At 57.4% G+C, this 14,673-nt stretch carries 11 protein-coding genes; 3 read left to right on the top strand and 8 right to left on the bottom strand.

Annotated elements, in window-relative coordinates:
- Positions 1-8 precede the first annotated feature (8 nt).
- The 5 genes from trmD to Pla52o_RS01115 all read right to left on the bottom strand — a co-directional run bounded on the left by trmD (position 9) and on the right by Pla52o_RS01115 (position 4,852).
- Positions 9-713: a tRNA (guanosine(37)-N1)-methyltransferase TrmD gene (gene trmD, locus Pla52o_RS01135; RefSeq protein ID WP_146592751.1), complete on the bottom strand. Its 705-nt coding sequence runs from the start codon at positions 711-713 to the stop codon at positions 9-11.
- Between the two features lie 15 nt (positions 714-728).
- Positions 729-1,142 carry a 30S ribosomal protein S16 gene (rpsP, locus tag Pla52o_RS01130; protein ID WP_146592750.1) on the bottom strand — a complete coding sequence of 138 codons (414 nt, stop codon included), beginning with the start codon at positions 1,140-1,142 and terminating at the stop codon, positions 729-731.
- Positions 1,143-1,358: 216 nt separating this feature from the next.
- A complete protein-coding gene (gene ffh, locus Pla52o_RS01125) occupies positions 1,359-2,831 on the bottom strand; it encodes a signal recognition particle protein (protein WP_146592749.1) in 1,473 nt (490 codons plus the stop codon).
- 559 nt (positions 2,832-3,390) lie between these two features.
- Positions 3,391-4,203 carry a histidinol-phosphatase gene (gene hisN / locus Pla52o_RS01120; protein WP_146592748.1) on the bottom strand — a complete coding sequence of 271 codons (813 nt, stop codon included), beginning with the start codon at positions 4,201-4,203 and terminating at the stop codon, positions 3,391-3,393.
- Positions 4,204-4,231: 28 nt separating this feature from the next.
- A complete protein-coding gene (locus Pla52o_RS01115) occupies positions 4,232-4,852 on the bottom strand; it encodes a signal peptidase II (RefSeq protein ID WP_146592747.1) in 621 nt (206 codons plus the stop codon).
- Positions 4,853-5,097: 245 nt separating this feature from the next.
- Here Pla52o_RS01115 and thrC point away from each other — a divergent pair, with 245 nt between their 5' ends.
- The 3 genes from thrC (at position 5,098) to Pla52o_RS01100 (ending at position 10,124) form a co-directional block, all read left to right on the top strand.
- Positions 5,098-6,525, top strand: a complete 1,428-nt coding sequence (gene thrC, locus Pla52o_RS01110) for a threonine synthase (protein ID WP_146592746.1) — start codon at positions 5,098-5,100, stop codon at positions 6,523-6,525.
- A gap of 519 nt (positions 6,526-7,044) precedes the next feature.
- The gene (glpK, locus tag Pla52o_RS01105; protein WP_146592745.1) at positions 7,045-8,538 is read left to right on the top strand and encodes a glycerol kinase GlpK; all 1,494 of its coding nucleotides are present in this window, start codon (positions 7,045-7,047) and stop codon (positions 8,536-8,538) included.
- Positions 8,539-8,549: 11 nt separating this feature from the next.
- Complete coding sequence (locus Pla52o_RS01100; protein ID WP_146593483.1) at positions 8,550-10,124, top strand: glycerol-3-phosphate dehydrogenase/oxidase; 1,575 nt, start codon at positions 8,550-8,552, stop codon at positions 10,122-10,124.
- 137 nt (positions 10,125-10,261) lie between these two features.
- Here Pla52o_RS01100 and Pla52o_RS01095 read toward each other — a convergent pair whose 3' ends face one another.
- The 3 genes from Pla52o_RS01095 to Pla52o_RS01085 all read right to left on the bottom strand — a co-directional run bounded on the left by Pla52o_RS01095 (position 10,262) and on the right by Pla52o_RS01085 (position 14,607).
- Positions 10,262-11,626 carry a c-type cytochrome gene (locus tag Pla52o_RS01095; protein WP_146592744.1) on the bottom strand — a complete coding sequence of 455 codons (1,365 nt, stop codon included), beginning with the start codon at positions 11,624-11,626 and terminating at the stop codon, positions 10,262-10,264.
- A 324-nt stretch (positions 11,627-11,950) separates the two neighbouring features.
- The gene (locus Pla52o_RS01090) at positions 11,951-13,567 is read right to left on the bottom strand and encodes a hypothetical protein (RefSeq protein WP_146592743.1); all 1,617 of its coding nucleotides are present in this window, start codon (positions 13,565-13,567) and stop codon (positions 11,951-11,953) included.
- The gene (locus Pla52o_RS01085; RefSeq protein ID WP_146592742.1) at positions 13,564-14,607 is read right to left on the bottom strand and encodes a threonine aldolase family protein; all 1,044 of its coding nucleotides are present in this window, start codon (positions 14,605-14,607) and stop codon (positions 13,564-13,566) included. The genes Pla52o_RS01090 and Pla52o_RS01085 overlap by 4 nt, the downstream gene beginning before the upstream one ends.
- Positions 14,608-14,673: the final 66 nt, after the last annotated feature.

Here is a 14,673-nt window from a genome sequence, read left to right as displayed (position 1 = left end):
TAAATGATTTAGTTGTTTTCATTATCCGGTCGCAGCAAATCGCTACGCCGTTTTTGAGTTCGATCGAGGCTTTGCCGATCCCGCCACTCGGCAATCGCCTTGTGGTCACCGCTCAACAGAACGTCTGGGACCGCGTGGTCGCGGAACTCTCTTGGTCTTGTGTATTGAGGAAACTCGAGCAACCGATTCCCTCGGCTGAACGAATCATCAATGCTGCTGTTCTCGTCACCGAGCACGCCAGGCAGGAGCCGGACCACTGCGTCAACGATTACCATTGCGGCGACCTCGCCTCCATTCAAGACAAAATCACCCACGCTAACCTCTTCGGGTTGCAAAATATCAACCACGCGTTGGTCAAATCCTTCGTAGCGACCACAGAGCATGACGAGACGCTCACTTGTCGCAAAATCTTCCGCCATCCGTTGATCGAAACGCTTCCCTTGTGGCGTCAGCATGATTCGCCGAGCCGGCTTGGGATCCATCGCTTCGACGCTGTCGACACACGTCACCGTCGGCTCCACCTGAATCAGCATCCCAGGACCGCCCCCGAAAGGACGATCATCGACTTTGCGGTGAGGCGCGTCCTGGGCCCAATCCCGGAGGTTATGCCGGTGGATTTGAACCAATTCACGCTGAATCGCTTTGTCGAGCAGACTCTGAGTTAGGTAACCATCAAAAATCGCGGGGAACAGGGTGACGATGTCCAGTCGCATGGCGCAGGACCTCTCTTACTCGCTGGCGGATTCTTCAGCCGCAGGAGCCTCAGCCGCAGGAGCCGCTTCGGCAACCGGCTCTTCCTTCTTCTTAGCTGGCTTGGGCGCTTCGGGAGCAGGCGTGTAATTCTTACGCGTGCCGAGTCGAGCGCGAGCCGCTTCCTGCTTCTCAAGATGGCTACCGTTGGTGCCATACTTTTTGATGAAAGTGGCAACGCCTTCGCTCGGCTGAGCTCCAACGCTAAGCCAATGATCGATTCGCTCTGACTTCAGTGTCACCCTCGCGTCGGTCTCGGGGCACATCGGGTCGTAGTGGCCAACTTCTTCGATCACACGACCGTCACGTGGGCTGCGTTGATCCATTACACAAACACGATAAAACGGGCGGTGAGTCCGGCCCATCTTCTTCATTCGAATTCTTACTGCCATTAATCGCTTTTCTATTAAACGAGGGATTCACTTCTAGTCAGACTGCCTGAGGCGGGAAAACAATCCCCGCGTCGGGTCGGTGCCAGAACAGACTGGCATCTCTTTACTTCATCTGAATGGTTACTGCTGGGACTTGATAGCCAGCTTGCTGCGATGCGGGTTGTCTCAGCTAAGACTTCGAATTTGACCATCGCCAAACCGATTGCCCCCAAACGACTAGCCTTTGCGTTTCATTTTTCGCAACATTCGGTCGCGTTCTTTTTTGCGTTTCTTTTTCTCCGCCGCCGACAACCGTTCGCCGGTCCCCTTCTTCACTTTCATGCCGCCCATGCCGGGATTGTTCAGCATGCCGCTACTTTGCATCTGCTGCATCATCTTCATGCGTCCGCCAGCACCTTGGCCCATCATGCCCTGCATCAGCGGCTTCATCATCTCGAACTGCTTGACCAATTGGGTGATCACGGGCGATTGCACCCCGGCCCCCTTGGCGATCCGCGTTCGTCGATGCGCGTCGATCAGCTTCGGATTGCGACGTTCCGCCATCGTCATGCTGTTGATCGCGCCGATGGTTTGACGGATACCGCCAGCGGCCTCGTCGCTATCCATCATGTCCTTGAACTGGCCCATGCCAGGCATCAAGCCCATCATTTTGCCCATCAATCCGGGCTTGGCGACTTTCTCCATCATGTTTTTGAAATCATCGAGCGTGAACTCACCCGAAGCCATCTTGGCCTCGAGTTCCTCACGTTCGCTTTCATCGACAATCCGGTGAGCTTCGCGTGCCGCAGCGACGATATCGCCCATCTGCAGAATGCGACTGGCCATCCCTTCGGGTCGAAACGGCTCCAGAGCATCGAAGTGCTCTCCCGTCCCGATGAACTTGATCGGCACTCCGGTGACATGCTTGACCGACAACAACGCACCGCCGCGTGCGTCCCCGTCGAGCTTGGTCATGATCACGCCGTCCAATTCGAGGGCGTCATTGAACGCCCCGGCGCTGTTGACCGCATCCTGTCCGGTCATCCCGTCCACGACGAGATAAACTTGGTCGGGACCGACCTTTTTGTCGATCTTCGCTAACTCGGCCATCAACTCGTCGTCGATTGCCAAACGCCCCGCGGTGTCCAAGATGACGACGCGTGCCCCTTCGGCTTTCGCCTTGGCCACCCCGTTCTGACAAACCTTGACGGGATCCTTGTTGTCCGCTTCGCTGTAGACCGGAATGTCTAACTGGCGGCCAATCACATGCAATTGCTCGATTGCCGCAGGCCGCTGGAGATCCGCCGCGACCAACATCGGCTTGATGTCTTGTTCTTTGAGCAACTGCGAAAGCTTGCCGCAAGTCGTCGTCTTCCCACTTCCCTGCAAACCGCAGAGCATGATGATCGTGGGGCCTTCGCTCTTGAGATGCAGCGAGGAATCGACCGGACCGAGGATCGAAATCAACTCGTCGTGAACAATCCGGACCAATTCTTCGTTGGGACGAAGACTCAGTAAGACCCGCTTGCCAAGTGCCTTTTCGGACACTTGCCCCATGAAGTCCTGGACAACCGAATAGCTAACATCGGCCTCGAGCATCGACTTTTGGACGATCTCGAGCCCATCGCGCATATTGCTTTCGGTGAGCTTGCCTTTACCAGCCAAGCTCTTGAAAGCCGATTGCAGACCATCAGAAAGAGATTCAAACACAGGAAATTAGGGGGATTACGAAGATGCACGCCAGAAGTCAGGACACACCGGTCCCGAGCGAAGCACGGCAGTTTACGTGAGAACGGCGGGTTTTGTAAATGCACAACGCCGAACAAGCCGAGCAAAAACGTGCAAATGCCCGATATTCGAGCCCCCTAAACGCAACATTCGGGGCGCCGGACGCACGATCGAGCGTTTAGAACTGCGGCCCACCGGAGATTAATTCGGCCAGCCTAGCGTGCCCCTGAACCGGCAAACCCAGGTTCGACCTCGAAAACGCGATCCCCCCACGTCAAAGATCGGAATCTCGTCACAGGTCGGAATAACTGCGATATCCGAGCGACGTTTCGCCCGCCGAACCGCCGAACCGCCGAACCGCCGAACCGCCGAACCGCCGAACCGCCGAACCGTTGCAGTTGCAGTTGCAGTTGCAGTTGCAGTGCGGGCTGGGCTGGGCTGGGCGGTGTCCCCGCGGGGAGTGGGCTTTCCCCGCAAGTATTGGACATCGAGGCAACGCTCGTCGAACAGACCTGCACCCCAGGTCTAGATCTATCTAGATCTAGTCGAACAGCCGTTCCAAGACAGCGGCATGCAAATGGCCGTTGGTTCCGATGCCATCGCCGCCGCGGACGGTCGGCTCGCCCTTCCAATCGGTGAATTTCCCCCCCGCCTCTTCGACAATCGGCATGATCGCGGCGACGTCCCAGGCGTTGCACATGGGATCGACCATCAGGTCGGCACGCCCGGTGGCGACGAGCAAATAACCGTACCCATCACCCCAACTTCGCGTCACCCAAGCATCGCCCTCGAGTCGTGCGTAGGCGTTAGCATTGCCCCGTTTGGCGAACGAGCCCACCTCGCTGGTCACAAACACCGCTGTGGAAAGCTCGGTTTTGCCAGACACCGAGGCCTGGGCCCAAGCGGAATCGGCGGTTTTTCGGTGCCAACTGCCCTGCCCTACTGCGGCAACGATCAACTCGCCCAAGGCAGGAATGAAGATCGCCCCGCCCACCACGACTCCGTCACACTCCACAGCCAATAGCGTCGAATAGAGCGGCACACCACAAACAAACGACTTCGTGCCATCAATCGGATCCACGACCCAGCGATAGGAACTGGTCCCGGTTTTCTCCGCAAACTCTTCGCCTTGGACGGTGTCGTCGGGAAACCGCTCGCCGAGCATTTTGCGAACCAATTGCTCGGCTTCGCGGTCGGCCACGGTAACAGGCGAGTCGTCGGTTTTCGCATCCACGACCAACCCGCTGGCCCCGAAGTACTTCAACGTGTGTTGTCCGGCCGCCTGTACGACTTCGATCATCGCCGAAAGCCGACCTTCGTGCATCGATTGCCAATCGGCTGGTTTGCTCGCCATGGTGTTGACTCTTGTAATCTGGGAGGGGTTATTCGCTTTGCGAGCTTGACTCGCCCGCTTCATCGGGTTTGGCTTCTGGGATCGGGAAACCGACCTGCTCTGGAAAAAAGGATTGATACATCAACATGCACGCTCCGACCACCAACAGCGAATCGGCGATATTGAAATTGGGCCAACGCCACTGATTGCTAGCTTGCCACAAAACCCAGTCGCGCACGCCACTTTTCCATGCTTCGGGGTACCCAGGTTGCCACCACATCCCTAAACGGTCGTAGAGATTGCCAATGATCCCGCCGCCGATCAGTCCAAGTGCGACAGTTAGCCACATCGAATAAGCGGCACGAAACCAGAACAACCAGGCTAAAATTCCCACGCCAGCGACGATCGACAAGCCGGCAAAGATGAGCCCTTGGCCCTGTCCGATGCCGAAAACGGCCCCCAGATTGACGGCGGTTTCGATCCCAAAGTAGCCCTCAACCACCCACCAAATGTCCTTTTGACCGGGCAGGCCTCGCCAGGCGAAAATGGCTTGCTTGCTCCACAAATCGGCGATGGCACCGGTGAGGGCTAGCCCCAAAAACACCCATACTCGGTTCTTCGGAACGCTCATCGGCGACGACGTGGAGAGGGCTCGATCGGTTTCGTCCATGTTTTCAGATCAATCAGCGGTCGGATTCAGAAGCCTTTCACAGTAGAATTAGCAGCAGAGTTTGCCCAGAGCGATCGGGTTCCGCAATCGTGATCTTCCGCATATTTTCACTTCTTGGTGATTAGTGAATCTAGCGGCAAGCGAACTATGCCGATCTACTTTCCATATCGGACACCGGTTCGGGCAGGCTGACCCAGCCACCAATCCACCGTTTTATCCACCTAACCACTCATTTTGCCACCGTCATGTTGCAGACCGCCAATTCAACCAGCGTCCCGCAAACGGATCTCGCCTTTCAACGCTGCATCAACCCCACGTGCGGGGCAACGTACGAGGCGAATAGCGTCCGCACGTCCTGTGACAAGTGTGGCGATCTGCTGGATATCGAGTACGAATGGGATCGCGCCACGCTGCCGAAAAAGCTGAACGAGTTTGAAGCGATGTGGAGCCAACGCACCAACCCGGTCCGCTTCAGCGGCGTGTGGCGGTTTCACGAACTGTTGCCATTTGTCCCCCAAGACAAGATCGTCACCGTCGGCGAAGGGCAAACCTTGCTGCAGCAAACCGATGCGGTTGGTGACTACGTGGGCATGAACCACGGTCGGCTACACCTGCAATACGAAGGCATGAACCCCTCGGGAAGCTTTAAAGACAACGGGATGTGCGCCGCGGTGACGCATGCGGCGATGATGGGGGCCAAACGCGCCGCGTGTGCGAGCACAGGAAACACCAGCGCGTCGCTAGCGCTGTACTGCAGCGCCACTCGCTTGATGAAGGCGGTGATCTTTATCGGCAGCGGCAAGATCTCGTACGGCAAACTGAGCCAGGCGCTCGATTATGGAGCATTGACCGTCCAAATCGCTGGCGACTTTGACGATGCGATGATCCGCGTCAAGCAGATCTCGCAAGAACTAGGCATCTACCTAGTCAACAGCGTCAACCCATTCCGGCTCGAAGGCCAAAAAACGATCATGTTTCGCGTCCTCGAAGCGCTTCGCTGGGAAGTGCCCGATTGGATCGTCGTCCCCGGCGGCAACCTTGGCAACAGCAGTGCGTTTGGCAAAGCCTTTAGCGAACTGAAAGCCCTTGGTTTGATCGACCGTATGCCACGCTTGGCGGTGATCAACGCGTCGGGCGCCGACACCTTGTACGAATTGTTCGAACGCCGCGGAGTCCGTTGGAACGGCGGCCACGTCAACATGGACCCCATTCGTGACTACAACGATTTGATGGACCGCGAAGGTAAGAAGGCCGACACGATCGCCAGCGCGATTGAAATCAATCGCCCCGTGAACTTGAAAAAATGCCTGCGTGCCCTCGATGTCATGGATGGGGTGGTGCGTCAAGTCAGCGACCAAGAGATCTTGGATGCCAAAGCCAAGGTAGGCGCCGGAGGGTTCGGTTGCGAACCCGCATCGGCCGCCAGTGTCGCAGGAGCAAGACTGCTCCGCCGCGAAGGGGTGATCGCCCCCAGTGACCGCGTCGTCTGCATCTTGACTGGCCACGAGTTGAAAGACCCCACCGCGACGGTGGCCTACCATACCACCGACCAAGAAGTCTTCAACAAGACACTCGGCAGCCGTGGAGTGACCAAAGCCAGCCATGCGAACCGAGCGATCGCCGTTCCTAACGAATTGGATGACATCATCAAAGCGATTCAGTTGTATTCGTAACAACATTCGCAGACGGTTGATTTCGCCGCCCGAAACGCCAGTGTGAGCGAGAGACCCTCGCTGGAGCGCGGTCGTCTCGCGAACCACCGCTCCAAGGGCTTCCTCCCCTTGCGCCGCTGATCAACGCGGCGTTCTTTGCCGCCGCACTTTTCAGGCGCCGCTTCTCTACCCAAAAGGCGGCTTATCTCTCCCGCAGCTGCTTATCTTTCCCAGCGGCATTGGCAAACGCTGCGATTGCGGTTTGAGACGGCTGCGGCGGAAGGCGACGCCGTACCGCTCCAACGCCCCCTCCTGCATGGCGAGTGAACCAGGGAGACAAGCAAACAAGATGCCCACTCCTTGTCTCCTTGTCTCCTTGTCTCCTTGTCTCCCTGTCTCCCTGTCTCCCTGTCTCCCTGTCTCCCTGTCTCCCTGTCTCCCTGTCTCCCCCGCGGCCTTCCAAACACGATACGATGATGGTGGCATCAAACTCATTGCTTGAACGCGAACCGGACTCCTTCCCCATAGCAGCCCCACATCATGAAAGCCGTCTTAGCCTTCGACCAAGGGACCACCAGCTCTCGCGCGATCGCCTTTGATCACTCTGGCATTATTCTGGGAGTCGCCCAGCGCGAGTTCACTCAGCACTACCCGAAATCAGGCTGGGTTGAACACGACGCCAATGAAATCTGGGAATCGCAACTCCACGTTGGACGCGAGGTGCTTGAGCAGTGCAAGCTCGAGCCCAGTGAAATCGCCGCGATCGGGATCACCAATCAACGCGAAACCACCGTGCTTTGGGATCGAGCTACCGGGGCGCCGGTTCACAACGCCATCGTATGGCAAGACCGGCGGACGGCGGAATACTGTGACTCGCTTCGTGAAGCGGGACACCTCGAGATGATTGCGAAAAAAACCGGCTTACTGATCGACGCCTACTTCTGTGCGACCAAACTCCGCTGGTTACTCGACAATGTCGACGGAGCGCGTGAACGTGCCGAGCGAGGCGAACTTGCCTTCGGCACCATCGATAGCTGGCTGTTTTGGAAACTGACCGGCGGTCGCATTCATGCCACCGACGTCAGTAATGCTTCGCGAACGATGCTGTTCGATATTGCCAAACACCAGTGGGACGACGAGCTCTTAGCATTACTCGACATTCCCCGCAGCGTGCTTCCCAAGGTATTGCCGTCAAGCCATTTGTATGGCGAAACGGAAGCTGAATTATTCGGCGGTGCGATCCCCCTTGGTGGCGCGGCGGGCGATCAACAATCCGCCTTGTTTGGACAAAACTGTACCCAAGTCGGCATGGCCAAGAACACCTACGGCACGGGATGTTTCATGCTAATGAATATTGGAGAAAAGCCGTGGGCCTCCAAATGCAAACTGCTTACCACCGTCGCCTGTACCGCTGACGCCACGCATCAATACGCCTTGGAGGGCAGCATCTTCATCGCCGGTGCGATCGTTCAATGGCTGCGAGACGGACTAGGGATTATCCAATCCTCTTCCGAAGTGGAACCGCTCGCAGCGAGCGTGACCGATTCCGATGGCGTGTACTTGGTCCCCGCGTTCGCCGGGCTCGGTGCCCCGCACTGGGACGCGTACGCACGCGGCACAATCGTAGGCCTGACCCGCGGAACCACCCGAGCTCATATCGCACGAGCCGCTCTGGAAGGGATTGCGTTTCAAGTCGCCGATGTGCTCGATGCGATGCAAGAGGACGCGGGGACGAAGATCGCAGAATTGCGAGTTGATGGCGGCGCGGCGGCCAACAACCTGCTGATGCAATTCCAAGCCGACATTATGCAAATCCCTGTCGTCCGCCCCAAGGTGCTCGAGACGACGGCACTCGGCGCGGCTTACTTGGCGGGACTCGCCAGCGGGTTTTGGAAAGACCTTGATGACATTTCCAACGTCTGGCAAACCGACCGCATCTTCACGCCAAGCATGTCACCCGAGGAAGCAAAACAACGTCGTAGCCGCTGGTCCGATGCACTCGAGCGCGCACGATCCTGGGAGCAAAAATCATGAATCCTCCAGCAATGAACCGCGACGATTCCATTGAACGCTTGCAAACGCGAAAAACGCCTTGGGACATTCTCGTCGTCGGCGGAGGAGCTACCGGGATCGGAATTGCAATGGATGCAGCCACACGCGGCTTGGATGTGTTGCTGTTGGAGCAATCCGATTTTGGTAAAGGAACCTCCAGCCGCAGCACGAAACTCGTCCATGGCGGTGTGCGGTATCTCGAACAAGGCAACATCACCTTGGTGCGTGATGCGCTGCGCGAGCGGAGTTTACTGCGTGCCAATGCACCGCACCTCGTTCATGACATGCCCTTCTTGATTCCCTGTAAAAATCGCTGGGAACGATTCTTCTATGGCGTCGGATTAAAACTCTATGATTTCCTTGCCGCCGGGAACAACTTTGGCCGCTCCCACGGGGTGTCACTGAAAGAAACATTAGCGAAAATCCCGGTGCTCAAACCGAGCGTATCTCGGGGCGGTGTGATTTACCACGACGGCCAATTCGATGACACGCGGTTATTGATCAACATGGCTACGACGGCAACCCAGCACGGCGCCTGCTTGATCAACTACGCCGCCGTCAACGCCATGACCAAAGATCTGACGGGGAACATCAACGGGGTCACGGCCATCGACCACGAAACGAACCAAACCTGGACGATTCCGGCGAAGTGCGTCGTCAATGCGGCCGGCCCGTTTTGTGATAGCGTCCGTGAACTTGACGATGCACACGGCGAAAAGATGCTGGCGGCTAGCCAAGGGGTTCACATCGTTTTGCCCCGCCGCTTCTTCCCCGCTGATATCGCCTTGATCGTCCCCAAGACATCCGATGGACGCGTGCTGTTTATCATTCCCTGGCACGAGCACACGGTGATCGGAACGACCGACACGCCCATCGAAACCGCGACGCTCGAGCCGACGCCTCTGCCAGGCGAGATCCAATTCCTGCTGGACACGACCGCAGAATATCTGACCGATCCTCCCACAATCGAGGATGTCCAAAGCGTCTTCACCGGGATCCGCCCGTTGGTCAAAGGCGACAAATCGGCGCGAACGGCATCTCTTTCACGCGACCACACCATCCGCATCTCCGACTCGGGCTTGGTGACGATCACCGGGGGTAAATGGACCACGGTGCGCAAGATGGCCGAGGACTGCGTCGACCGCGTCGTCAAAAAAGCGAACTTGAATGCGAGTCCATGCAGCACCCAAACGATGCACCTACACGGCTTTGTCGACCCATCCAAGCTACCCTCGTCGCCACGATCGTATTACGGATCAGACCTCGCGGCGATCGAAGCACTCGAGCAACAATCGCCGGAACTCAAACAACCGCTCCATCCTGAGCTGACCCTTCGTGGTTCAGACGTCGTGTGGGCGGTTCGCCATGAAATGGCCCGCACCGTCGAAGATGTGCTCGCTCGACGATCACGTTCGTTGTTTTTGAACGCCCCTGCGTCGCTGGAGATCGCTGCCGAAGTCGCCCGGCATATGGCGGCGGAGCTCAACCGCGACCAAACATGGATCGACGATCAACTCCGCGATTTTCAAAACGTCGCTCAGCACTACTTAGCTAAGCAGAGCTCGTGAATGCACAAGCAAAGCTTTCCGTCGCTCTTAGAGTACGCTTCATTTTGATGTAGCTACCGTCGCCCGACGGTGAACCGCGTTCTTGCGAACGCAGCTACGGCTGGAACCCCACATTATTTTTCAAAATGCCTGGGTGCTTAGAGCGTTTTGAGATACTCGAGTACCGCGGTCTTCTCGGCTTCGCTCAAGACGTTGGGATAGTCGTGCCCGGCATTGCTTTTACTAAAGCGACGGGTATCGAAGTAGCTGCGACGAATCGCGACGTCGGGCTCCGATAACGGCACTTTCTCGACCACTTCGATCGACAACCCAACCCGTTGCTCATCCATCTGTTCACTCACCGGACGCCAAACGGTGGGCCGCTCACTGGGATGCAACACGTGCCATAACGTCGGCACGCTACCGTTATGGAAATACGGAGCGCTGGCCCACACGCCGTCCAGCGGCGGTGCGACGTAACCGTCAAGATCAACAATCGTTTGCTGCTCGTCGGCTTCCCCCGCATGAGCAAACCAACTGCGTGCATAGAAGCTTCGACCGATCGCCGGAAGCGCGTTGGCACGCACTGGATCGGTGCCGATATCCTGCAGTGCAATTCGCCGGTTGGGATACTCCGAATCGACTCCATAGGTACCATGACATTCGGCACAATTGTGGTCAAAAATGCCCTTGCCGACTCCGACCAACTTCTCGTCAATCTGGCCCTCGTACTTCGGCGGCCGCAGCGAGGAGAGGTAAGCGTAGATATCGCGAAATTCATCTTCATGTTGATGGAAAAACTCGGGCCCATTTTCAGGAACGAGCATAAACTGCATCAAACCACGATGCCCCTTCTGGGCAAATCCGTCGATGTAAAGATAAGGCCGTTTGTAGAAATGCCACCACGGCGGAGCATCCAAGTCGTGGTGCATGAATTGGACTGGAGCTCGGTTAACGAGATTGAGTTGTTCGTCTCGATGAAGCATCAACCCCATCCCGAACACAACCGCATTGGTCGTACCATGGGTCGTCCCCAGCGGAACGACAAGCGACCCCACATCCATTCGTGACAACGGTTCGAAGAGCCGCAACTTGGTTCGGCGAAGCTCTTCAGTCATCGTCTGTAACGCGAACCGGTTGTTCGGCGCCCCCGGCGTCGGAGTGCCGTAGACATTGCCGCCGTGACATGAAAAACAATTCATCGTCCATTGACCGTCATCGGAAACAACATACTGCAACGGTTTCCCCGAGTCGTCACCGGGCCGCGTGGTCAACCCATAGCGGGCGAAGGTCATTGCACGTCGCTGCTCAGGCGTTGCCTGTTCCGCTTCGCTGCGCAACGGCTCCGGCCAACTGCGCCAAACCTCGTCGACAACGCGCTGGCTAAAATCGCTTGACAAAAACGCGTTCTCAGTCAACCAGCGATATCCACGCGCTGCCGCATCGATCTCTTCCGCCGCGGAAAACGTGGCAACGGAACCGAAAAGGAGCACAAAGACGGATGCAAGAGATTGTTTCCACATGGATTTATTATACCGTCGAGGCAACGAGGCAAGGCAATCATCAAGGTTTGACCGCAAACCACCGTCGATTCTAACCTGAAAGACACCGCGAATCCTCTCCTCCTCACTCCCCCGTCTTACCTTTCTCCCATTTCCGTCTAAGCGCCAAGCCACAGGCGATCCGATTTTGAAGTTTCGCCTCTTTCATCGCCTGACGCGTAGACTTTGAGGTTGCACTTTTGTATTTAGAAGCAAAACCCCGGTCGTTTAGCTAGCCCGCTGGGTAGGCTAGGCAAATGGCTGGGCCGTCGGACGGGAACCGCTAGCATTACGCCTCTTCAAAACTCACGCTTCGGGTGAGGATTTACTGGAAAACGAAACGTCGCCGCGCAATCGGATCGCGGCGGAAACGCCACGAAAGGAACGAACGCGGAACGACTCCGCGCTGGACGTCAACTCCAGCAACCGCCTCAGTGACCGCGCCGGCCGCCGCGTCAAGATCACGTCGGGCCCCTCATTCCGCATCGGCTGCCACGCTTGGCGGCCAGCGATTTCGACGACCAAATCATCTCGAATCGCATACGGACCATCGACGACGTATCTCAGATACTCGCCCCGCTTCGCACGTCGCTGCTGATCCTCGAGCTTTCCATCAAGCTTTCCTTGCTCGATTAACCCAGGGTCGAGCAAGACCAGGGCATCCGGGGCCGCCGCGCCATTGACCCACGCGATTGCACCACGCCAATCCTCACCACGCTGGACCATCCACTCGCCTCGGACGAATCGCTTCGCAGTCCCCTGCCCTTGCATCAACAGCCCAATCAGCATCACAACCACCGCCACTCCGATCAAACGGTGAAGTCGCGTTCCACGATTCGAGCCCCTGCGTTTTGCGTGCCATCGACTTTCCGCCTCGCCGATCGTCGCACCAAAAAACCAGACCAAAAACGGTAACGACGCAATCAGATAGCGGCGGTGCCAAAGGGCAGCGAATTCCCCGTACGCCAAACACCAAAAGCCTACGACACTGACCACCGCAATCGCCAAAAATGCCAATCGCAACGAAACAACGCCCTGTTTCCTAGTGTCCTCTGTCCTAACGCCCATCCACGCCTCGCCGCTCATCCGCCTCCACAACCCCACGGCCAACCACAGCAGCACAGGTGCCCCAACGAGGTACGCCCATGGCCAAATTTGCCAGACCTGCTTGAGCGACGTCGCCGAGGCAAAACTCGCCCACATCTTTCGCTCGTTCCAAACTTCCATCCCGCCACTCGAAGCCATCGACAACGTGACCCATAGCAACACGATTGGCACGGGGATGTCCCATCTCGACCATCGCAGCGTCGCTCGCCAATCGACACAAGCCCATCGCACGCCAAGTGCTACCACCAACCACCCCAACACTCCGAGCGAAGTGATCTGGCACACCCCCGATACTCCAATCGAAGCGACCAACCCCAACCATGCCACCGAGCGGCGACCATCGCGGGGGGACATGGTCCACAATTGCGAAGTGACCCCGCACGCGATCACCGATGCGAGGAGCACCACGGCATACGGGCGCAGCTCCGTGCCAAAAAAGATCGAACTCGCCTCGACCGCCATCACCAACCCGGCGGCAGCGCCACCGACAAGCGATCGGTGAAATTTGGCGACCGCAACAAAAATCAAACTGCACGCCAACGCCACCGCCAACACACTGCTAAGCCGCATCGCGAGCTCGCCACCGCCAACGAGCTGTTTCCAACACCACAGCCCTTGAAAATAGAGCGATTGTTGATGGCCCAACGCGGCGCGTGGTGCCACGTCAACGAACGCATCATTCACAGCCCACGCCGTGTGCAATTCATCGACCCAATAACTCTCCCCCGACGCTGGGATCCGCAGAACGCAGGCGAAGACAAAGATCGCCCCTGCAACCCATACAAAGGTCGACCGCTTAGGATAGACATCACTCATCCGTTCGCGCTAACCAAACGATCCATGATGTCGCGCACTTGATCGATATGCCCCGAGTGAACATCGAGATGGGTGACGAATCGAATCGCTTGATCGCTGATCGGAAAACAACGCACGCCATGATCACCTAACGTGGTCACCCATTGCTGGGCCGTACCACGACGCGGCGCGATCTCCACCGCCACAATATTGGTTTCGATGGAATCACCACGAATCGAAAAACCATCGTACGACTGAAACGCTTCCCCGAGCCGCTTGGCGAGTTCGTGATCCTCGGACAATCGATGGCGGTGGTTTTCGATCGCGTACAAGGCTCCCGCGGCGATGATGCCGGCTTGTCGCATCCCTCCACCAAACAGCTTTCGCGTGCGACGTGCTTGTTCGATAAATTCACGACTGCCGACTAGGGCCGAGCCGACGGGAGCCCCGAGTCCCTTGCTAAAACAAACGCTGACCGAATCAAACGGGGCGGCAAGCTCGGCTTCGCTGGATCCCGTGGCAACCGCGGCGTTCCACAGCCGAGCTCCATCGAGGTGGGTCGCCAAGCCTTGGGACTTCGCCCACTGGCACGACTGGACAACCTCCGTTTGAGGCAAAATTCGCCCGCCGCCCCGGTTATGAGTATTTTCCAGGCACAGCAAACGGGTACGAACGAAGTGATCGGTGTTGGCGCGGACTTGGCCACGCAACTGATCGACGGTCAGCCCCCCGCCCTGACCTGGGATTGTTTTCGCCACCAAACCCGACAGCGAGGCAAACGCCCCCTGTTCATACTGATAAATGTGGCAATCTTGCTCACAAATAAACTCGCTGCCACGCTCACAATGCCCCCGCACCGCGACTTGGTTGGCCATCGAGCCGCTGGGCATGAAGACGGCCGCTTCTTTGCCAAGGATTTCTGCGGTTAAATGCTCTAGCCGCTCGACGGTGGGGTCGATATCGATAACCGCATCGCCCACTTCGGCCTCCGCCATCGCCCGCCGCATCGCGGGCGTCGGCTTGGTCAACGTGTCACTACGCAAGTCAATTTCTTCAGGCATTGTGCATAATTCGAGGGGGCTGTGGCTAAACAAAACGCATTGTATCGGCTTATGATACCGACGGGA

It is taken from the genome of Novipirellula galeiformis, from assembly GCF_007860095.1.
Classification (GTDB): Bacteria; Planctomycetota; Planctomycetia; order Pirellulales; family Pirellulaceae; genus Novipirellula; species Novipirellula galeiformis.
This window is presented reverse-complemented; position numbering and strand designations above follow the sequence as displayed.